Annotated in this window: 18 protein-coding genes; 5 read left to right on the top strand and 13 right to left on the bottom strand. The window is 58.1% G+C overall.

Annotation, left to right across the window (positions count from 1 at the left end):
* Positions 1-362 precede the first annotated feature (362 nt).
* The 6 genes from parE to ACL7TT_RS11015 form a co-directional block, all read right to left on the bottom strand.
* Positions 363-2,249, bottom strand: coding sequence for a DNA topoisomerase IV subunit B (gene parE / locus ACL7TT_RS11040; RefSeq protein WP_413395415.1), 1,887 nt, complete (start codon positions 2,247-2,249; stop codon positions 363-365).
* Positions 2,250-2,263: 14 nt separating this feature from the next.
* On the bottom strand, positions 2,264-2,887 hold the full coding sequence (locus ACL7TT_RS11035; protein ID WP_413395413.1) for a YqiA/YcfP family alpha/beta fold hydrolase: 624 nt from the start codon (positions 2,885-2,887) through the stop codon (positions 2,264-2,266).
* A gap of 80 nt (positions 2,888-2,967) precedes the next feature.
* Positions 2,968-3,654: a hypothetical protein gene (locus ACL7TT_RS11030; RefSeq protein ID WP_413395411.1), complete on the bottom strand. Its 687-nt coding sequence runs from the start codon at positions 3,652-3,654 to the stop codon at positions 2,968-2,970.
* 310 nt (positions 3,655-3,964) lie between these two features.
* Positions 3,965-4,786: a phosphodiesterase gene (locus tag ACL7TT_RS11025; protein ID WP_413395409.1), complete on the bottom strand. Its 822-nt coding sequence runs from the start codon at positions 4,784-4,786 to the stop codon at positions 3,965-3,967.
* Between the two features lie 41 nt (positions 4,787-4,827).
* Entirely contained in the window at positions 4,828-5,349 is a 522-nt protein-coding gene (locus ACL7TT_RS11020) for a DUF1249 domain-containing protein (RefSeq protein WP_413395407.1), read from the bottom strand.
* Positions 5,350-5,448: 99 nt separating this feature from the next.
* A complete protein-coding gene (locus tag ACL7TT_RS11015; RefSeq protein ID WP_413395405.1) occupies positions 5,449-6,099 on the bottom strand; it encodes an NUDIX domain-containing protein in 651 nt (216 codons plus the stop codon).
* Between the two features lie 158 nt (positions 6,100-6,257).
* Here ACL7TT_RS11015 and ACL7TT_RS11010 point away from each other — a divergent pair, with 158 nt between their 5' ends.
* Together ACL7TT_RS11010 and ACL7TT_RS11005 are read left to right on the top strand one after the other, a co-directional pair.
* Positions 6,258-7,298, top strand: coding sequence for a glycosyltransferase family protein (locus tag ACL7TT_RS11010; protein ID WP_299944246.1), 1,041 nt, complete (start codon positions 6,258-6,260; stop codon positions 7,296-7,298).
* 38 nt (positions 7,299-7,336) lie between these two features.
* Positions 7,337-8,398, top strand: coding sequence for a glycosyltransferase (locus tag ACL7TT_RS11005; protein ID WP_413395403.1), 1,062 nt, complete (start codon positions 7,337-7,339; stop codon positions 8,396-8,398).
* 135 nt (positions 8,399-8,533) lie between these two features.
* On the opposite strand, the gene ACL7TT_RS11000 is transcribed toward ACL7TT_RS11005, so the two are convergent.
* The 4 genes from ACL7TT_RS11000 to ACL7TT_RS10985 are packed head-to-tail and all read right to left on the bottom strand — an operon-like array spanning position 8,534 to position 12,809.
* Positions 8,534-9,085: a DUF4136 domain-containing protein gene (locus tag ACL7TT_RS11000; RefSeq protein ID WP_299944253.1), complete on the bottom strand. Its 552-nt coding sequence runs from the start codon at positions 9,083-9,085 to the stop codon at positions 8,534-8,536.
* 22 nt (positions 9,086-9,107) lie between these two features.
* Positions 9,108-11,492 carry a PqiB family protein gene (locus ACL7TT_RS10995; RefSeq protein ID WP_413395401.1) on the bottom strand — a complete coding sequence of 795 codons (2,385 nt, stop codon included), beginning with the start codon at positions 11,490-11,492 and terminating at the stop codon, positions 9,108-9,110.
* A complete protein-coding gene (locus ACL7TT_RS10990; protein ID WP_413395399.1) occupies positions 11,485-12,162 on the bottom strand; it encodes a paraquat-inducible protein A in 678 nt (225 codons plus the stop codon). Before ACL7TT_RS10990 ends, ACL7TT_RS10995 begins: the two co-directional genes overlap by 8 nt.
* Positions 12,159-12,809, bottom strand: a complete 651-nt coding sequence (locus ACL7TT_RS10985) for a paraquat-inducible protein A (RefSeq protein WP_413395398.1) — start codon at positions 12,807-12,809, stop codon at positions 12,159-12,161. The genes ACL7TT_RS10990 and ACL7TT_RS10985 overlap by 4 nt, the downstream gene beginning before the upstream one ends.
* 352 nt (positions 12,810-13,161) lie before the next feature.
* Between ACL7TT_RS10985 and ACL7TT_RS10980 the strand changes: the two genes are divergently transcribed.
* Positions 13,162-14,676, top strand: a complete 1,515-nt coding sequence (locus tag ACL7TT_RS10980; RefSeq protein ID WP_413395396.1) for a TolC family outer membrane protein — start codon at positions 13,162-13,164, stop codon at positions 14,674-14,676.
* A gap of 30 nt (positions 14,677-14,706) precedes the next feature.
* On the opposite strand, the gene waaA is transcribed toward ACL7TT_RS10980, so the two are convergent.
* Both waaA and ACL7TT_RS10970 read right to left on the bottom strand, forming a co-directional pair.
* Positions 14,707-16,005, bottom strand: a complete 1,299-nt coding sequence (gene waaA, locus ACL7TT_RS10975; RefSeq protein WP_413395394.1) for a lipid IV(A) 3-deoxy-D-manno-octulosonic acid transferase — start codon at positions 16,003-16,005, stop codon at positions 14,707-14,709.
* A 101-nt stretch (positions 16,006-16,106) separates the two neighbouring features.
* The gene (locus tag ACL7TT_RS10970; protein ID WP_413395393.1) at positions 16,107-17,027 is read right to left on the bottom strand and encodes a glycosyltransferase family 2 protein; all 921 of its coding nucleotides are present in this window, start codon (positions 17,025-17,027) and stop codon (positions 16,107-16,109) included.
* Positions 17,028-17,210: 183 nt separating this feature from the next.
* Between ACL7TT_RS10970 and ACL7TT_RS10965 the strand changes: the two genes are divergently transcribed.
* Both ACL7TT_RS10965 and ACL7TT_RS10960 read left to right on the top strand, forming a co-directional pair.
* Entirely contained in the window at positions 17,211-18,341 is a 1,131-nt protein-coding gene (locus ACL7TT_RS10965; RefSeq protein ID WP_413395391.1) for a glycosyltransferase family 4 protein, read from the top strand.
* Positions 18,334-18,999, top strand: coding sequence for a YrbL family protein (locus tag ACL7TT_RS10960; RefSeq protein WP_413395389.1), 666 nt, complete (start codon positions 18,334-18,336; stop codon positions 18,997-18,999). The genes ACL7TT_RS10965 and ACL7TT_RS10960 overlap by 8 nt, the downstream gene beginning before the upstream one ends.
* On the opposite strand, the gene ACL7TT_RS10955 is transcribed toward ACL7TT_RS10960, so the two are convergent.
* The gene (locus ACL7TT_RS10955; protein ID WP_413395387.1) at positions 18,996-19,886 is read right to left on the bottom strand and encodes an ELM1/GtrOC1 family putative glycosyltransferase; all 891 of its coding nucleotides are present in this window, start codon (positions 19,884-19,886) and stop codon (positions 18,996-18,998) included. The two genes, ACL7TT_RS10960 and ACL7TT_RS10955, sit on opposite strands and share 4 nt — an antisense overlap.
* Positions 19,887-20,190: the final 304 nt, after the last annotated feature.

The raw sequence follows: 20,190 nt of genomic DNA, 5'->3' as shown, positions 1-20,190 counted from the left end.
TGCGGCTTTTTACGTATTTTTCCAGCTGCTTTCTATCTTTATCTGACAGTGTAATTTTGACCTGAGCGGGCATCTGACTAACTCCTGTTTGTAGGGAGAGCGCTCAAGATTATATATCAGCGGTCAATTTAATACACTGCACTAGGGATGTCGATTACGAGCGTACAAGGATGTATTCACAGCGTGTCCTGGGAGAGGGGTATTCTTTCCTTCCGACTTGGTAGAATCCGTGACGATACCGCCATGCCGGGAATAGCGTTTGCAACAGGGTTATACACCGTCCCTGTTATGCGGTAAGCGTCGCGGGTTTATAAACGCGGCGTTTGCAATGCAAATGGGTCAACTTTATGCAATTTACAAAATCAACCAACCTCCGCAAGATTCCCTTTACTCTCCAACCACTGCTTGCGATCTCCCGCCCGCTTTTTGGCCAGGAGCATATCCAGCAGTTGATTACTGTCATCACCGGCATCGATATACAGCTGCACCAGACGGCGGGTATTGGGGTCCATGGTGGTCTCACGCAGTTGCAGGGGGTTCATTTCCCCCAGGCCTTTAAAGCGGGTAACCTGGATCTTGCCTTTTTTCTTTTCCGCGCTGATACGATCGAGGATGCCCTGCTTTTCCGATTCATCCAGGGCATAGTAGACATCCTTGCCAATATCGATACGAAACAGGGGCGGCATGGCCACATAGACGTGGCCATTGGCTACCAGTGGTCGAAAGTGCCGCAGGAACAGTGCGCACAGCAAAGTGGCAATATGCAGTCCGTCTGAATCGGCGTCGGCGAGGATGCAAATTTTATTGTAACGCAAACCTTCCATGTTACCGCTGCCGGGATCAACACCCAGGGCCACGGCAATATCATGCACTTCCTGGCTGGCGAGGATCTCGCTGGAATCCACTTCCCAGGTATTGAGAATTTTACCGCGCAAAGGCATGATGGCCTGGAATTCCCGGTCCCGCGCCTGCTTGGCGGAGCCGCCAGCGGAGTCCCCCTCCACCAGAAAGAGTTCCGAGCGGGAGGTATCCGCGCTGGCGCAGTCTGCCAGTTTGCCAGGTAGCGCAGGGCCCTGGGTCACTTTTTTGCGCGCAACCTTTTTGGCCGAACGCATGCGCTTTTGCGCATTGCCGATACACAGTTCGGCGAGTTTATCCCCCTCTTCCGTGTGCTGGTTCAGCCACAGGCTAAAGGCATCCTTGGCCACACCGGAAATAAAGGCTGTGGCTTCGCGGGAGGACAGGCGCTCCTTGGTCTGACCGGTAAACTGCGGATCGGCGAGTTTGGCGGAGAGTACGTAGGAACACTGGCCCCAGATATCCTCCGGCCCCAGTTTAATACCACGGGGCAACAGGTTGCGGATTTCACAGTATTCACGCATGGCATCCAGCAACCCCGCGCGCAGGCCATTGACATGGGTTCCGCCCTGGGCGGTGGGAATCAGGTTGACATAGGATTCGGCCGTGATCTCGCCACCTTCCGGCAACCATTGCACCGCCCAGTCCACAGCCTCCGCGGTGGCAACAAAGCTGCCCACAAAGGGCTCTGCCGGCAACAATTCCCACCCCTGGTTGGCTGCGGCGAGATAATCCTTGAGACCATCCTCATAGCACCATTCGTCAGACTCACCGTGCTGTTCGTTGTTAAACGTTACTGTAAGGCCGGGGCAGAGGACCGCTTTGGCGCGCAACAGGTGGCGCAGACGCGGTACCGAAAATTTGGCGGAGTCAAAATACTTTGGGTCGGGCAAAAAACGTACGCTGGTGCCCGTGGTACGTTTGGGGCAGTCACCTATCACTTCCAGATCGGAGGCCTTTTCCCCGTCTTTAAAGCCAATACGGTGTACCTTGCCACCGCGCTGAATGGTGACTTCCAGTACTTTCGACAGCGCGTTGACCACCGACACGCCCACGCCATGCAGGCCACCGGAGAACTGGTAGTTTTTATTGGAAAACTTGCCCCCGGCGTGCAGGGTGGAAAGGATTACCTCCACACCGGGGCGGCCCTGTTCCGGGTGGATATCCACAGGCATGCCGCGACCGTTATCACTCACTGTCAGCGACTGGTCCTTGTGCAATACCACTTCGATTTTTTTTGCGTGCCCGGCGAGGGCCTCATCGACACTGTTGTCGATGACTTCCTGGGCCAGGTGGTTGGGGCGTGCCGTGTCGGTGTACATGCCCGGTCGTTTGCGCACCGGGTCCAGCCCCGTGAGTACCTCGATATCTTCGGCGGAATAATTGGCCATAACTGTTTGATTTTTTACTGCTGGTTAAATAGAAATTCGACGATGGGAGCGCAATAACGTGCGAAGCCCTGAAAGCCGTGGTCACCACCTTCCTCGACCGTCTGGCGCTGGCTCCGATAAAAATTCTCGGCATCGCGGTAATCCAGTGTCTCATCGCCGCGCTGGGACAACAACCAATAGCGGCTGTGCAGTGGCTGGGCAAGCTCAGCTTCCAATCGGCCCATAGTATCAACATCTGCCTCGGTCAGGCGATACTCCTGCGTCCCGCCGCTGTAGGGGCGCAATACCCGCCCCACATAGGCTGGCATAAAGCGGGAGGGTCGCACCGCCGGATTGATAAGCACTGCAGGCAAGTGTAAGCGCTCACCAAGGTAGGTGCACCAGAACCCCCCCATGGAACTGCCCAGCAGCCCAACGGGGCCACAGTTGGCAGACCGCAAAAAGCCCTCCAGCAAACCGACCAGTGACTGCTGGGCGATCGCCGGATAGGGGAGGACTTGCGGCGCACAGAAGACGATGTGTGGATTATTCGCTGTGAGCCATTCGCGCATCAATTGACACTTGAAAGACTGGGGTGACGACAGAAAGCCGTGCAGATAAATAAGCAGGGGCCTTGCGCGGGAATCTTGTGTTTGCATAGACGGCGATTATAGCGTCCCAGGGGATCGGTGGAGGCAAAACCCGCGCACCTCTCCACCCCGCGTCAATACTGAGCCGGCTACAGCAGGGATTTATCCAGGCTGGCGAAGGCACGGCGCATATCCACACGCATATCGGACCAGAAGGTGATACTGGTGAAGCGCTCCAGGCGCCCGCCGGGCCTCAGGGAGCCGGGGTTTTCACCGATATCCCGGCGGTCTCGAAAGCGCATCACCACATGGCCCTCGCGGTCAAACAGGGTGCCCACCAATACCCCGTAGGCGCTCTGTTCCGTATAGACCCGCCATGTCCAGGGAGACGGCTCCAGCGGTGCCGCCAGGGAGAAGTTATCCAGAGACAGGGCCAGGGTATAATCGGCCTCCGCCTGGTCCGGCACCAGTTCGCCATTGCGCGCACTGAGAAATTTTTCGGCAAAGGTCTTCGCCAGCAATGTATTCAAACGCTGCATGTCGCCTGTATCAAGTTCGTAGTCCTTTTCCCGGTAATGACTGCGCGGCAGTGTGGAAAACCGTTTCGTGTAGTCAATTTGTACGGGCGCAACATAAACTTTGGCACCACTGAGATCCAGGGCAAAAGCTGCTGACACAGCATCTAAGTGGCTGGTGCGCGGTTCCAGGCCGTCGCTACCCGCCTGAGCCGATTCACCTGCCGATGCGACGGTGTCACTTTGCGGAGTGGATTGCTGGATGCAGGCCGAGAGCAGCCATGCGGTGCTCAGCAGTGACCATAAAAATACTCTGTACATGCTTACACTCCTATCTTTACGATGGAATCTATCCGGAGATGAGCGCCCTTGCACAAAACCTGCAGTCACTGAAAGAAAAACACCAGTACCGGTTTTTAACCCGCTCTGCCGGCACACACAGGTACAGGCTTTCACCGGTCACTCCCTGTACCATTGCACAGAGCCAAGCTTTCAACAGGGCAATTCCATTGTACGATGGCCGGCGTGGAAAGATAGAGGCAAGTAAGTTAAGAAGGGTTTTTTCTTTCAGCGCCGGCAAGGGGGAAGGTACAAACCAGGCCGCTGGTTTGTCCCGCCAGGTTGATTCCAATCAATAACCAGAAGAAGCGAGATCCACAAAATATTTGGAGATGGCCACACGCTCCACCCCCGTGGTGTAAGTGCCATCGTCGCGCAGTTCAAACCAGCGATAGCCCGGCAATTGGTCATCCACTGCGAAGGGTCCGCTTCCGGGTGTGAACTGCACCGAAGTGGAAGGCGTTGCGTGCAGGCCGATCTGTCCGCGGCTACCGTCGAACTGCTGATGTACATGGCCCCAAGCGATGGCTTTTACCTGGGCAGCCTCATCCACCACGCGCAAAAATTGTTCACATCCCTCCCTCAGCATATGGCCATCGATCCAGTTACTACCCACGGGAACCGGTTGGTGATGCATCAAGATCACAACCGGATAGCCGCGATTTTTCCACAATAAAAATTGCAGGCGCTCCAATTGCATTTCGCTCAGGCCACCGCAAATCTGACCCTCCACACTGGTATCCAGAAACAACAGCCGCCAGTTGCCCAATGCGATCTGCTCAGTGCTGCGACTTGGCGCCAACCGCTTCATGCGTTTGCCAGCGTCGTGGTTACCGGGAAGCCAGTACCAGGGCATGGGAACAGCACGGATTTTTTGCAAAAAACGGCAGTAGGACGCCTCGGAACCGTTGGCGCTGATATCTCCAGTGACAACCAGGGCCTCTGCGCGTGACTGTGTGGCCATCACGGCGGACAATACCTCATTGAGTGAATGACTGGTATCCAGACCCAGCAACTGGTAATCCGGCCTGCTGCCGATATGTGGATCTGTAATCTGGATCAGACGGTGTGATGCCACCCCCCCGGGGGGCGGCTTATTATGCTCGCGAATCACTTACTCACCTTGTGTACACATCCATGTGTTCTACTGCAGAATCAAAATCTTCGGCCATCCAGCACCAAGTCAAATTCCGCGCTGGCATTTGCGAGACAGTAGTCCAACCACTCAGCGAGAAAACGGTTGGTTTGCGGCCTCTCATCTGCCCGCTGCATACGGGGATTTGGATAAATGGCATCAGGGCCTTTACCACCCAGCGGCTCGCAGCCATTGGCTGTTATCACCTCCGCCATGCGCGCATCGTGGTAGAGACGCACGGTTAAATCCGGCGATTCCAGCCAGCGGCACGCTCCGGGGCTTACCTCCGCGCCAAGAGACACTTCCGTTGTGTACCTGGAGTGCGCCGCGACGCTCAATATCAGGGTGCCGGCGGGCAACTGATAGCGCCAGAGCACCCGCTCTGGTAGCCCGGGCAGCAACCTGATCAGGCGCAGGTAGTTAGCATCACAATCCGCATGATAAGACGGCAGGTCAACCTTATACACTGCCCTTCCGTTGCCTTTTGATGACAATCTTGCCTGTTTGCGCTGCCGCGCCTCTGCCTTGCCCAATAGAGTCATTATCAACACTCCGATTCTATCGCCGCCGTGATTCAGATCTCAGTTTACCCTTTGCACTGGTAAAAGGGGCGCAATCCTGCATGACCGATCAGGCAGACGTCATCGCCCCGTCAATTGGTCCCGATGTAATGCCAGCCACTGCAGGCAAATGATTGTGGCCGCATTGTCCACGGGATTCTCCCCGGGACCAAAGTCTCCCGCCATGGCCTTGTATAAGCGGTCCGCCTGAAACACCCGCAAGCGGATATCCTCATTTTCTTGCTCCAGGCCAAAGTACCCCTCTGCCCCACTCAAACCCACCAGGGCGCAATAAAGATGCAAGCGCTCCGAGCTGCCGCCTGGGCTGGGCATATAACTGTGGATAAAGTGCAACTCCTGTACCTGCAATCCCGCCTCTTCCTGTACCTCGCGCCGCGCCACTTCCTGAAGATCCTCACCCTCCTCCACCATGCCGGCCACCACTTCCAGGCACCAGGGCCCCGCCGCGCGCGCTAGTGCGCCAATGCGGAATTGCTCGGTCAGTGCCACCTGGTCCCGCTCGGGGTCATAGAGCAACACACCCACAGCGGGGCCGCGTACAAACAGCTCCCGCTCAAAGATGTGGCTCCAGCCACCGCGGAACAGGCGGTGGCGCAGTCGCAGGCGCAACATGGTAAAAAAGCCTTTGAAAACGGTTTTCCTGGAAACCACTTGCACGGACTCCGAAGAAAATTCCGGAGCCAACGGGTCTTGACTGATTTTTCTTTGCATTACCGGCCTTCCTTTTTATACGATCCCGATGCTGTACGCCGCAGCGGCGCTGGGCTATATAGTCCCGAACGAGCTGCTATACTCTGCGCCCACCGCGAAACCCCTGGATGTAGCGGCCATATTCACTGTCTCCCCGAGTTGTTAGAGAGTGCACCGCCATGAGAGTGCTCAATATTGCCTACCAGCAGCTGCGACGCTATGGCAGGACCCGGGTCAGCTGGGCACAGAAGCTGACTTTAGGCCTGATCAAAAACGACCACAATACGCAGGTATTCAGCGACCGGGATGTGGCCGCGTTCGAAGCGCCCCTCGGCATCCGCGACCTGGGTGTGCGCAGAGCCAGGCGACGCCTGTTGGAAACCGTTGAGGCATTTGAGCCCGACCTGGTGATCGCCGGCCATTGCGATATGATTGACAACGACACCCTGAAGGCCATCAAGAAACAACAGCCCGGGTGCCTGATTGCGCACTGTAACAACGATCCGTTATTTGTGCCCAGCAATGTGGAGCGCATCAAGTATCGCGCCGAGGTGGCCGATGCGGTTTTTGTCTCCACCGGGCGCCGGGCACTGAACATATTCGAGGGTATTGGCGCGCGTATCTATCATATGCCCAACCCGGTCGAGGCTTCGATCGAAACCCTGAATAATGCCGAGCGCACAGACCTGCCCATCGACCTGCTGTTTTGCAGTAACAGTAACCAATTCACCCAGCGCCTGCAGTTGGTAAAAAAGCTCAGGGATGCCCTGGGGGATTCCCTGAATTTTAAAACCTACGGCAGCTTTGGCGAGCCGCCGGTTTGGGGCCGGGCGTATGATCGCGCACTGTCGCAAACAAAAATGGGGCTGAACCTTAACCGCCAGGATACCCACTACTGGTATTCGTCCGCGCGCATGGCACAGCTGGCGGGCAACGGCATACTGCCATTCACCAGTGACAAATTGCACTTTGACGAACTGTTGCCGCCGGAGAGCGTGGTCTATTTCTCCGCGGAACAGGACCTGCTGGAGAAGATTCGCAGGTTCCACAATGACGACGCCAGGCGCCGGGCCTGGGCGGCGCGCGCCAGAGCCTTTTTCCACAGCGAGATGAATTCCAGGCTCTACGCGCAATATATCGTCGAAGCCACAAGCCTGCAGCCCTTTAGTCATAATTATGTCTGGGCCCGCGATATCACCCTCGACGGCGCGCTGAAATAGCGGGCCGTTAGACCAAACACACAGATTACGTTGGAATTATGAGTAAAAAGCCAATTCGAGTGGCACAGGTCCTCGCCGGTGCCGAGCACGGTGGTGCAGAAAATTTTTTTGTACGCCTGGCAAGCGGGCTCAATCTGCGCGATGAAATTACGCAAAAGGCCTTTATTCGCAACCATGACCACCGCGTACAGGCACTGCGCAATAACGGCGTTAAAACCGAGGGGTTTAAATTTGGCGGCAAGCTGGATTTTCTCGGCAGGCGGATTTATCGCGAGGCACTTGCGCACTGGCAGCCGGATATTGTTATGACCTGGATGGGGCGGGCCACCATCATTACACCCCATGCAAAAAGCTACCTGTTGGTCAGCCGGCTCGGCCACTACTACAACCTGAAGTACTATCGCCATGCGGATTACTGGATCGGGATCAGCAAGGGCATCTGCCAGCATATGATCAACGGCGGCATTCCCGAAGATCGTATTTTTCATATCCCCAATTTCGCCGATGAAACCCCGGTCAAACCGCTGCCCCGCAACAGTTTCAACACACCGGTAGACAAACCCCTGATCCTCGCCGCAGGGCGCCTGCATATCAACAAGGGCTTTGATGTCCTGCTGCATGCGCTCACACAAACCCCCACTGCCACCCTGTGGCTCGCCGGCATCGGTCCCGAGGAAAAAAAACTCAAAGCCCTGTGCCACAAGCTCGGCCTGGAAGCGCGGGTACGCTTCCTGGGCTGGCGCACGGATGTCACCCGTTTAATGCGCACCGCCGATCTGTTTGTGTGTCCGTCGCGACATGAAGGCTTAGGCTCTATCGTTATGGAGTCCTGGGCACACCGCTGCCCGATCGTGGCCACCCGGTCCCAGGGGCCCGGCGAAGTCATCACCGATGGCAAAAGCGGACTGCTCACCCCCATCGACAATGCCGATGCCCTCGCCAGGGCGATCAAATCCATACTGGATAACCCGGATCTGCGTCAAAGCCTGATTGAGAACGCCTCGGCAGTGTATGCAAAGGGCTATTCCAAGCAGTCTATTGCGGCAGCCTATATCGAACTCTACGACAAACTGATGCGGCGGGGGCATGGGCAACGCTAAAAAGTTACCGCTGGGCACGGCGGCGCTTGTTTTCCGTCATCACAATCGGCCCATCCACGGCGTTGAGTTCACACGCCTGTTTTAGAAGCATTCGCGACGCGCATCAACTCTTTGCAAGAGAGGCAGGGCCGTGGGTTACTGATAAGCTGGCGGCAGGTCCCGCAGCAGCTCGCTCACCCCCTTGCTGATCAAACGCTGGCGTTGCTCAACGCTATCCGGGCGCGTCAATATTTCGCTGGCACGCCCCCCCCAGATCACGACGCCGCCCGGGGGGCCAATGCCCACGCTCATCACCACCAGCGGTGCATCCGTGAGCGGCGGCAACTCCACAACGTCCTGGGGTGCATTGCTGTCGAATTGCTTGTCCCAACTGGGATCTCTGGTATCCCCGGAAAAAAACTCGTCCACCAGGGCAACCTGATAATCCACCACCATATCCGCATCCTGCTCCCCATCCACCCGGCGGTAACCGCGCTGCTCCATTTGCGCCGCCACCGTATCGCGCATCTCCTCGTCCAGCTCCACCAACTGCGCCGAGACGTCAGGCACCTCACTCAGTGGTGACACGCCCCATTTATACGTGGAGAAAGCCACTGGCTGCGCTCCTGTATTGGCGTGCTCCACCTGCATTTCCTGGCACCCGAGCAGTAAGAACAGCGAAAATAAACCTGTGATTATATGGCGCATAAATACTCCTTAGCGTTCCTAGTTATTTTTCCGGCTCGGCGGTATCGTACAAGGTTATCTTGGGACTCCAGAGGTGCCATTCTGGCTCGGCCCGCGGGTACAGTGGGTAATGGCTGCCGGATTCCACCTCAAACCCCATAAAGGGCGGCTCCGGTGTGGCGAAGGCAATCCCACCCTGCCATAGGGCCTGGGCGGATTCGGTGTCAACATTGAGGCCACTTCTGAGGCCAAAATTTACTTCAACGCCACTGGCGTTCCAAAATACTGTGTGCTCGCGTACCAGGGGACGATAGTGCGATTCAATATACACATAGATATAAACCCGATCCGCCTGCTCGCCCAGGGCAAAACCCGTGACCTCCCCCACCGGGACCTGACGGTAATACACGGGACTGCCTGCCACAAGGGAACCGCGCCTGGCGGCATCCAATATAACGGTGAGCCCCGGTCGGCGCATAGTATCGGCGAGATCGGCGCGCGGTGCTTCCAGTTGCGCATAAAATTGTGTCTGTGGCGGTCCCGTACCCGGCTCCAGGGCCAGGTAGCGACCGGTAACCAGCGTTTCCAAATGCGCGACTTTGCCGAGTCCAATTTGCGGCGACACCACCCAGAAGCGCGTACCGGCACGGGCAAGATGTTCACCACGATGGTACAGTTTGGCACGCACGCGCACTTCTTCCAGGTTTCCCCCCAGGTACAAGCGGGTGATTTCTCCCACCTGAACCCCTTTATAACGCAGTGGCGCCCCCGGCTTTAACCCCTCCGCGCTGGGCAGCGTGATATCAATTTCAATCCCCTCTTCCAGTGCCGCCTCACGACTGCGGTACAGGGGGAACTGATCGCCATTTTGCGCCGGCACGCCCTTTTCATGATCCTCGCGCCGGATGCCGAAGGCCACCCCGCCGCGCAACATCGACATCAGGGAGTCCGCCTCCAGTTCAACCCCTTTACTCAAGCTGGCACTGGCGCGCAGGCCACTGATATTCCAAAAGCGCGTCCCCTGCTTCACCAGGTGCGCGTAGCGCGGCGCAATCACCGCATAAACCTCCACCCCCTCCCCATTCCCGCGCAACTCCATGCCCTGGACCTTGCCGACTTCAATGCGTCGAAAATAGACCGGGGCACCGCGCTGTAGAGAGCCGGGATTTCGCGCAGTGAGGCGCAAATGCAGCCCGGGGGTGCGGAGATCCCTGGGTGGTGCCGAGGCGCGGGCGGAAAAAATACGCTGGGAACGCTGCCCACGGCGCAAGTCCACCTCGATGCGATTGCCCTTGATCAGGCTATTCAGGCCGCCGCTGAGGTCGAATGTGGGCGGTGCCAGCCAAAAGCGGGTATTTTCGCTCAGCAAATCATCCGTCGCCGGGTCCATCAGCACCTTGACCTCCATCCCGTTCATGCGCTTATTGGCTTTTGCATTGCTGACCTCACCAACCCGGATGCCCTGGTAATAGACTTTGGTATTGCCAGGCGTCACACCGACACCGCGATTAAAATTCAGAGTGACCGCAATCCCCGCATCCGCCGCGGTAAAATTTTTATACAGCTTGAATTCTGTACCGTTCACCGCCAGGGGAGACTGGCGCTGGGACTCCGGGGTATAAAAACTGACCCCTCCGGCAAACAGGGCGGCGAGGGATTCGAGGGTGACATTGATACCGCTGATGCCCCCCTCGATGGAAATACCGGAGCTGTTCCAGAACCGGCTGCCCCGGTGTACCAGGTCGGCGTATTCGCGCCGGATAAACAATTCTATACTGACTTCCGAGCCGTCCCTGTCCAGGCGGTAATCCGCCACCTGTCCTACCCGCAACTGGCGAAAATACACCGGCGAGCCTCGGCTGAGCGACCCCAGGCGACGGGATTTGAGCACTACGCGCAGGCCATTGCCACGGATAAAGGCCGGCGGTCGATCCAGTGCCACAAAGCTGCGCTTGCGCTTGCCACTTCCGGATTCGACCGCAATGTAGTTACCCGAGAGCAGGGTCTCCAGGCCGCTGATGCCGGTAATAGACAGCTCCGGCTTGACCACCCAGAATTCCGTCCCTTCCACGAGCAGATATTCCGCACTGCGGTTGAGACTGACCTCCGCCATAACACCGTCGGCACCATTGAGCGCCTCGGCATTCGGCACCAGGCGTACCTCCTGCACAATACCAATATCCACGCCGGAGTATTTCACCACCGTTTTACCTTTCACCAGGCCATCGCCGGAGAGAAAAAGAATAGTGGCCCGCACATCCCCCTCGGCCACATCCTGGTAGAGCAGCCAGACCGCAATCAGCCCGGCTATCAGCGGTAAGATCCAGACCAGAGGCAACCCCCTGTCGCTGCGCACAAGCCCCTGCTGGGCGCCGCCATTTTGGCGTGCGTCTGCAGCATTATTGGGCGGGGGCAGCTTATCAGCCATTTTCAGCGCCGCTCCTGTGCGCCGTTTCGGGCACTACCGTCGTGTGACCCCGGTCCCCATCGCAGGCATCCCAGATCAGACGGGGGTCAAAAGTCCGCGCCGCGGTCATGGTGATAACCACCACTGCGGCAAACGCGGTGCTGCCAGGGCCGGCGTCTACCTGGGCAACAAACCCCATATCCACCAGGGCCACCAATATCGAGAGGATAAACAGGTCCAGCAGAGACCAGCGCCCTATGCCCGATACCACCCGGTAGATTTTCATGGCCTGCAGCGGGTCAAAGGGGATACGCAACTGTATTTGCACCAGGAGCAGGGTCAGACCCAGTAATTTCATCACCGGCACCGCGATACTGGCGGCAAATACAATCAGCGCAATACCCCACATGCCCGTGTTATACAGCTGCGTGACGCCGCTGATAATGGTGTTGGGCTCGCCGGCACCGAGATAGGTCACAGTCATAACCGGCAGTATATTTGCCGGCAGCAACAGCAGTGCCCCGGTGATCGTCAATGCCCAGGTGAGCATCAGGCTGCCGTCGATGCGCGCATAGACCCGCGCGCCGCAGCGGGGGCAGCGACAGCGGCCGGTGGTCGGTACAATAATCAGCTGGTGACAGCACAGGCAACTGGTCAGCCCCTGCTTGAACGCCTTGTACGGCACACTCATCTTCTTGCACTCCGGGCCGCGCGGCGCTGTGCCAGGCGCTGCCAGATGGCGTTCTGGTCAAAACTGAGGGAGGCCAGATTGGCCACCAGCATCATGGCACCAAAGCAATAGAGTCCCGGCTCCACCTCCAGTTTGCCCAGATCCTGCAGTTTCACCAGCGCCACCAACAGGCCCAGCATATAGACGTCGAGCATGCCCCAGTCTTTGATCAGCTGATACCAGCGCACCGTATGGGCAACCGGGCGGTCCAAAAGCTCCCAGGCACTGCCGCAACAAAGAAACAACAGCAGCAAAAACTTTCCCACTGGCGCCAGCACACTGCAAAACAGCACCAGTGCCGCGAGCCATATAAACCCGCCCTGGTACAGGGCCTGGACCCCGTTCAGCAATGTGTTTTCGGCCCCAAGGGAAAATAAAGAGAATGTCAGCAGCGGCAGACTGGCAGAGGGTACAAACAATAGCAGCCCGGTCAGGCTGAGCGCGATGGTGGGGTAAATCCCCCGAATGGTACCCCGTTGCAAGGTGCAGTGGCAGCGCGGGCAAATCAGCGCCCGGCCGGGCGGTGCCAGATGCCCGCTCAACAACAGATCACATTCGTGACAGGCACGCTGCCAGAATATCGGCTCTACGCTGCGCACCGGTTCCATGTGCGAGGACCTCTGCCTAATTCAGTACATCTTCGCCGCATCCAAAAACTTGGATGGCACGTCTATTGAAATATAGGCCCTCGGACCCGTTCCATACTGCCGCGCTATTGCCACGCCCTGACCGGTAAACGCACAGTCTTGTCGGTTTAACGAGGATATTGACAAAAGCCGAAAGCACCGCCTCGACGGTCGGGCTGGCCGCGGGTAAACTCTCGCGACAGTAGATCGGGGACTGGCAGCACCGCCGAGCCAAAGGGACCTACCGGGTACCCAAAACTCGGCTGCCGCCCAGAAGACCTGGAAGACCCTGTAGACGCTTGAAGACTGCACCCGCCACAGGAAGTTGAAACACATGAAAAGAAGTCACCGCCCAACGCCACAGGGGCGCCCATTGCGACCACTGAAGACACTGCTCGCCGCCGCCCTGCTGGGCCTCGGCACCCTCCAGGCCCAGGCCGACACCCTGTGGGATATCTATACCCAGGCCCTGGACAATGACCAGCAGCTCGCCGCGGACCGCGCCGGCTACCATGCGGGGATTGAGGCCAAGAATCAATTTCGTGCAGCATTGTTGCCGCAGCTCAATGCCTCTGTTCAGGCTGCAAGGGTTCACTCGGACAACACCACGAATAGCGCCACGCCTGAAGTAACAAATAATCAACAGGTTGGAATATTGAATTTCTTTCGGAGAACTACCGGAACCACTCAAAACAGAACCTACAATGCGACTTTGTCCCAAGCAATCTTTAACGCTCCCGCCTGGTTCGATTACCAGCAGGGCAAAAAGCAGACCGAGCAAGCCACCGCGGAGTTCAGCGCCAACCAGCAGGGCATGATGATCCGTGTGGCCACGGCCTATTTCGATGTGCTGCGCGCCTACGATGTGCTGGAAGCGGCCATCGCCGAGGAACAGGCCCTGGCCAAGCAGCTGGAGCAGACCCAGCAGCGCTTTGAGGTGGGCCTGACCGCGATTACGGATGTCTACGACTCCCAGGCCGCCTATGACAGCTCGGTCGCACGCCGCCTCACCGCCCAGGACGACCTGCTCAGTGATTTTGATGCCCTGTCGGTACTGACCGGCGGCTACCACGACGCGGTGGCGCCATTGAATGCCGGATTCCAGGTGGCGGCGCCGGTACCGGCAGCGCGCGCCGACTGGGTGGACTTTGCCCTGGCCAACAACTTCGATCTCAAGGCGGCACGGCTCAATGCGGAGGCGGCCCGTTACAGTGCCCGTTCCGCAGCCAGTGAACACCTGCCTACACTCACCGGATCGCTGTCCTATAACAAATTCACCTCAGATGGTGAGATACTCCAAAGATTCAGTGAGGAAGGTGGTCAAACTCAAGTCACAAGATTCCCTCAAGGGGTAGATAATCGAGACTCCACTGCAGCGATCACCCTGGATATCCCGATCTATACCGGCGGTCGTCTCAGCGCCAATCGCCGCCAGGCCCGCAACCTGTCCTTCCAGGCCCAGGACCTGCGCAACCTGACTGAGCGCAATACCATCCAGACCACCCGCACCCTGCACCGCGCGGTAGTCACCGACGTTTCCCGGGTCTCGGCCCGCGAGCAGGCGGTGGTGTCCGCCAAGAGCGCCCTGGACGCCACCCAGGCCGGCTACGAGGTGGGCACCCGCAATATTGTCGATGTCCTGCTGGCCCAACGCACCCTGTTCCAGTCCCAGACCGACTATGCCAATGCGCTTTACGACTATATTCTCAACACCCTGAACCTCAAGCAGGTTGCCGGGCTGCTGTCTCCCAAGGACCTGCAGGATCTGGACGCCATGCTGAACCCCGCGCGCACTGTGCCCCGGGTTGCCGAACCCAACCCCACCCGACCGCCGGCCTCCACCAGATAATCTCTCACCGGTGAGCGGACCCAAACCCGCTCACCGGCCTTCCAGACCGGCGGCCAAGCCCTCGATCTCATCCAACAGGCGCTGTAAAGCACCTTTGTTGGCCTCCGCCACCCCCCTGGCCCGTTGACCGGCCCCTTTGCGGCGGGTATCGCTTTCCAGCCAGGCGCGCAACTGTCGCGCCAGGGATTCGGCATTCCCGGCGATCGCCATGCCACCGGCATCCACCAGCAGTTGGGCGACCGTGGTAAAATTGTGCAAAAACGGGCCACAGACCACAGGCACACCCCAGGCCGCGGGTTCGATCATATTGTGCCCACCCACAGGCACCAGGCTGCCGCCGACAAAGGCCACATCACAGGCGCCATAAAAACGCAGCAACTCCCCCATCGTATCGCCCAGCAAAACCTGATCCCGCGCCACCGGTGCACTGCCTTCACTGCGCCTGACAACCCGCAAACCGCGCGCCCGGCACAGCTGTGCGACGCTACTAAAACGCTGGGGGTGGCGGGGCACCAGAACCAGCAGCAAATCCGCAAATGCCCGTTTCAGTATTGAAAAAGCATCCAGGATAATGCCATCTTCGCCGTCGTGGGTGCTGGCCGCGAGCCACACCTTGCGATTGGAAAAGCCGCGCCACTGGTGCGATAGCACCTGGGCCTCACTCATCAGGCCCAGGTCAATATCCAGGTCAAACTTAATATTTCCGCCGGCTACAATCCGCTCTGCAGGCAAACCCAATGAGAGAAAGCGCTCCGCATCCGCAGGGTACTGAGCCACTACCCGTTCAATATCACAAAGCATGGCGCGGGCAAATCCGGGAAGCCTCCCATAACCGCGTGCAGATTTTTCACTCAAGCGAGCATTGGCGAGCAGGGTGGGAATCTTCTGTTTCCGGCAAAGATGCAACAGGTTGGGCCACAGCTCGGTTTCAACAATCACCAACAGACTGGGGCGCAGGGCTTTTAGAAACCGGAAAAGGTATTCGGGCAGGTCGTAGGGGAGATAATAGTGCAGCAGGCGTCCGCCCAGAACAGGGCGCAGTGCCTCGCGCACCCGTTCAGAGCCCGTGGGTGTACTCGTCGTCACCAGCCACTGCCACTCGGGGTGGCGCGCGGCGAGCCTGTCTATCACTGGCATTGCCGCGAGGGTTTCCCCCACGGAAACGGCGTGCACCCATATCAGGGGTGCGTGGCTGAGGCGCCCGGGCACCTGCCCCAAACGCTCCCGCAACCGCTCGCGGTACGCCGGCTGACGGCGGCCCCGCCACCAGAGACGAAAAAGAACAAACGGTAGCGCGATGCGGAAAAACCAGGAGTAGAGCGTCAACATGAACAGGTGTTATCAAACAATCAGTATCCGCAGCCCGGTGCAGGCATCCAGGCCCCCATTTTACACGCAGCAATCACCGAGGATTCTTAGGTAATACGTGCTCAGCAATCGACGATACGGTAAAAATCCGAACGCGCCCCAAACACACCGCACGCCATACCGACAGAGCGGCACAAGCGCAACCAGGGCCGCGAGCCCAGGCGCCGCCCCCCCAGGACCAGTCCCAGTGCGCAGCTCACACCGGCCATCAGGAACTGAAAAACCGCCGACATCAAAATACTGAAGCGACTGCGACCGGAGGCGCGCTTCTGCTTGGCCAGGGTGATCCCCGCTGAATATTTGCGCCGGGACAGCCAGCGCATATTGGCGCGGCACTCAGGCACAGCCTCATACACCCTGGCCTCCACACAGTGGACAATCTCTCCCCCCCTGGCACTGTATTCGGTAAAGAACAACACATCCTCCCCACCCCCGAATGGATCCCGTTCATCAAAGCGCAGGCCAAGGGCACGGATCGCCTGCATAGGGACAAGGACATTGTTGGTGGCACAATAGTTAAGCCGATCGCCGGTTTCGCGTCGCTTGCGGGAAAAAAATCCGGAATAGAACTCGGGCACCGAGTCTGGCAACTGCCTCACCACGCTGCCGCTGACCACCGAGTGCCCGCCAATGGCCTGTGCGTAGCCAAACAATCGGATTAACCAGTCCCGCGCCACCCATTCGTCATCATCAATAAAGACCAGGTAATCCGCACCTTTGCGCTGTGCCTCGCGGATGCAGCGGTTGCGCGCATAGGGAATACCCCGGCGCTCTTCCAGAACACAGAGGATCGGCAGTGGAAACCTATCCGCAAGGGATTCGACCAGCTGCGCCCCTTCCCTGCCATCGGGATCATTATCCACTACCGTCACAGTAACTGCGGCATCTGGTGGCAGCTGGAGTACGGCGAGACTCTGCAACGCACCGCGCAGCTGGTTCGGTCGTTTGCAGGTGCAAATACAGATATCCAACAGTGATGGCAATGTAAACTCCATAAGACAGCGGAGAATTGGCTGTGGGTTCGGCAATAGGCGGGCAGCCTATACCCGTCTGGATTGCCTGTCTATAATACCGTGCTTGCAAGATTGCCAAGCACCCAGGCGGACTTGGTCAAGAGTGGCTCAAGTACTGGTAACCCCCGCTACTTATTCCCGGTCAATCCATCCATGAAAATTATGCAATTGTTGCCCGCGCTCAATTCTGGCGGCGTCGAGCGCGGTACCCTCGATCTAGCTCGCGCACTGGTTCGGGCCGGACACCAATCGACAGTCGTATCCAGTGGCGGCACCATGGTGACACAACTGGAGTCCGAAGGGTCACAGCACTTTACACGCCCTATCCATAAAAAATCCTTTAGCAGCTTATTACAGGTTCGTCCACTTAGACAACTCATCGCGAAAGAGCAGCCGGATATTCTTCATGTCCGCTCGCGGGTTCCCGCCTGGCTTACCTATTTAGCCTGGCGCAAACTCGATTCAAAAGGCCGTCCACGCCTGATCAGTACCGCCCACGGCCTGTACTCTATCAATCGCTACAGCGCCATTATGGCCAGAACAGAGCGGGTCATCGCCATCTCCGAATGTGTGAGCACCTATTTACTGAACAACTATGCGGAGTATCTGCAGCACCGTCCGGAAATTATCTACCGCGGGGTGGACACCGATGAGTTCAATCCCGGTGTACAGGCCCCCACCGATTGGCGCAACAACGTTGAAAAAGCGTTTCCGAACTTGCGCGGCAAGCGCTGGCTCTTATTACCTGGCCGGCTGAGCAGATGGAAAGGTCAGGAAGACTTTATCCAACTGATCCTGCGCTTAAGCCGCACCCGCAACGACATCCACGGCATTATTCTCGGTGGCGCCGAGCCCAATAAACAGCATTACGCAAAAGAGCTCAGGGAGGCGGTCAATAACCTGCACTTGGGCCAACATCTCACGTTCGTCGGCCACCGCAGCGATATCCGCTACTGGTACAGCGAATCCACTTTGGTGTATAACCTGTCCAAACAGCCGGAACCCTTCGGCCGTACTGTGATCGAGTCCGCCGCTATAGGAACGCCCATTATTGGCTACAATATCGGTGGCCCCGCTGAGTCACTTAGGGCTTGTTTCCCTCAGGGGTTGGTAGATCCGAATGATACAGAAGTTCTTTTTGCGCGCACTCAGGAGTTACTCGACGGTCCCCGACAAAGGGCCCGTCTTGCTGCCGAATTCACACTTGATAGACAGGCCGAGCGCACACTCGCGCTCTACCGAACCCTGCTCAAAGCATCCCCCGGAGACCACTCCGGTGATTGACCTGAGCCACAGCAAGCCTTTTGCCAGCGGCGGCAACCGCCTGTGCTACCGCCACCCCCAGGATCCGCGGTTATGTGTAAAAGTAATGCGCCCCGGACGCGCGGCCGAGCTGCTGGGCCGCGCACCCTGGTACAAACGCTGGCGTGATGAGGCCAGATTTGATGACAACCTGCGTGAACAGCAGGGATATGCGCAACGGGCGATACAGCGAAATCCAGAGGGCCTCTGGCAACATCTGCCACGCTGGTACGGTATACAGGAGACCAGTCTCGGCCCGGCCGCAGTGACCGATATGATTCTGGATACGAGCGGCGCCCCCGCACCCACCTTGCGTCAATACCTGAACAAACAGGGTTTTGACCGCGAGATACGCGAAGCGCTACAGCGCTTTGCCCACTGGCTGCTGGAATATGGTGTATTGACCAAAAACCTGATTGCGCACAATCTGGTACTTTGCCAGCATAGGGGGCAACTACAAGTCTATGTTATTGATGGCTTGGGCTGCGCCTCCTTATTGCCCCTTGCCAAAATCTCCGATTTCTTTGCCCGACGCTATATCCGGCGACGTATCCAGCGTATGTGGCTGAGAGCGGAGTGGGAGATCTCCGACAAGAAAGTGCCCTGGAGAAAATTTGAGTCGCACGGCTTAAAGCGCTAACGGATTGACAGCCCACAGCGGCGAAGCAGCGCCCGCGCACAGACGAGATACTGATCCAGAGGCGCTCGCCTCGATTGTGCGATCACGTCCTCCCAGCGTTCGCCCACCACCCCCTGGTCCACCAGCCTCTGCACCGCTGCCCGAACCTTATTGGCCCGCGGCCGACAGGGAACGCGGATGACCCCCACCTGCGCACGGCTCTGCAATGACTCGAACAGCATTGAAATGCTGTCTTCACTCACCCAGATCTGTTCCGCCGCCGCCATTTGCACCTGCACCCAATCCGGGGAACAGGACCGCCAGTCAACCACTTGCGCCCCTCCCGCGGCAATGCTTTCCAGCAACCCCGCAGACGTGCGCCGGCTGTTCGACAGGCGCCAATCGAGCGGCTGTGACAACAACCGCTCTACCTGGCGGCGCACAGACCCGTCCTCCCAACAAAAGTGCCTGCTCGGGCCACCGAGCAATATCAGACCACGCCCCGGCTGCACAGCGTCAGCGGGCAAGGGGCCTGTCAGGGCTCCCTGGCTGAGAATGATATTTTCCAGGGGTGGCGGACGATCGTGTTCCGGGACAATCGCAAAGTCAAACCAGTGGAAAGGGAGCTGGGGCCGGTTGATGACGACCGCACGACCGCCGTAGCGGTAGCGTGCCGCCAGCATCGGCAGTCGGGTTCGGCGGCCAGTGCCGATAAGAAAATCCGGTCTGGGCAGATTGGAGAGCCCTTTGGCAGGTCGCATTAAAATACCACGAGCTGTCACCGAAAGGGGAATATCCACACAGTTCAGCTGCCCGTCATAACTGCTGACGAGACCACGGACCAGCGCCGCACTCTGTTTTTCGTGCGCACGATTACCGTCGAGAAAACGCCAAACTGTCAACTGCAAGAGACTATCCCAGAGTACAAACCAGAGAAGAGGGCAGCCGAACACCAGCCGCGTTCTGAGAGACCGAAAAAAGCGCAATGCTACCGCAAGCCTCCCGGCTATTGAACCCCGGTGCTATTCCAGATAGTCTCGCGCCCCCTGTTGGCTCCCGCAAAGCGCCGCGCCCGATTCTAAATACCCGCGCGGGCCAGATATGATCAGATGTTAGACCTATTACCTGTACCATAAACCCCCGTCTGTCGTAAACTTTCCCGGAATCCAACCCAGCGGAGTGGCTGCAATAGCGAATGCCCTGCTCCTGACT

The organism is Microbulbifer jejuensis (assembly GCF_047289955.1).
GTDB lineage: Bacteria > Pseudomonadota > Gammaproteobacteria > Pseudomonadales > Cellvibrionaceae > Microbulbifer.
This window is presented reverse-complemented; position numbering and strand designations above follow the sequence as displayed.

Bases quoted from the DNA above. Each gene is read 5' to 3' on its own strand.
- ACL7TT_RS10965 (WP_413395391.1), top strand. From the start codon at position 17,211: ATGAAAATTATGCAATTGTTGCCCGCGCTCAATTCTGGCGGCGTCGAG.
- ACL7TT_RS11000 (WP_299944253.1), bottom strand. From the start codon at position 9,085: ATGCGCCATATAATCACAGGTTTATTTTCGCTGTTCTTACTGCTCGGG.
- parE (WP_413395415.1), bottom strand. From the start codon at position 2,249: ATGGCCAATTATTCCGCCGAAGATATCGAGGTACTCACGGGGCTGGAC.
- ACL7TT_RS10980 (WP_413395396.1), top strand. From the start codon at position 13,162: ATGAAAAGAAGTCACCGCCCAACGCCACAGGGGCGCCCATTGCGACCA.
- ACL7TT_RS10995 (WP_413395401.1), bottom strand. From the start codon at position 11,492: ATGGCTGATAAGCTGCCCCCGCCCAATAATGCTGCAGACGCACGCCAA.
- ACL7TT_RS11005 (WP_413395403.1), top strand. From the start codon at position 7,337: ATGAGTAAAAAGCCAATTCGAGTGGCACAGGTCCTCGCCGGTGCCGAG.
- ACL7TT_RS10990 (WP_413395399.1), bottom strand. From the start codon at position 12,162: ATGAGTGTGCCGTACAAGGCGTTCAAGCAGGGGCTGACCAGTTGCCTG.
- waaA (WP_413395394.1), bottom strand. From the start codon at position 16,005: ATGTTGACGCTCTACTCCTGGTTTTTCCGCATCGCGCTACCGTTTGTT.
- ACL7TT_RS11010 (WP_299944246.1), top strand. From the start codon at position 6,258: ATGAGAGTGCTCAATATTGCCTACCAGCAGCTGCGACGCTATGGCAGG.
- ACL7TT_RS11020 (WP_413395407.1), bottom strand. From the start codon at position 5,349: ATGACTCTATTGGGCAAGGCAGAGGCGCGGCAGCGCAAACAGGCAAGA.
- ACL7TT_RS11030 (WP_413395411.1), bottom strand. From the start codon at position 3,654: ATGTACAGAGTATTTTTATGGTCACTGCTGAGCACCGCATGGCTGCTC.
- ACL7TT_RS10985 (WP_413395398.1), bottom strand. From the start codon at position 12,809: ATGGAACCGGTGCGCAGCGTAGAGCCGATATTCTGGCAGCGTGCCTGT.
- ACL7TT_RS11035 (WP_413395413.1), bottom strand. From the start codon at position 2,887: ATGCAAACACAAGATTCCCGCGCAAGGCCCCTGCTTATTTATCTGCAC.
- ACL7TT_RS11015 (WP_413395405.1), bottom strand. From the start codon at position 6,099: ATGCAAAGAAAAATCAGTCAAGACCCGTTGGCTCCGGAATTTTCTTCG.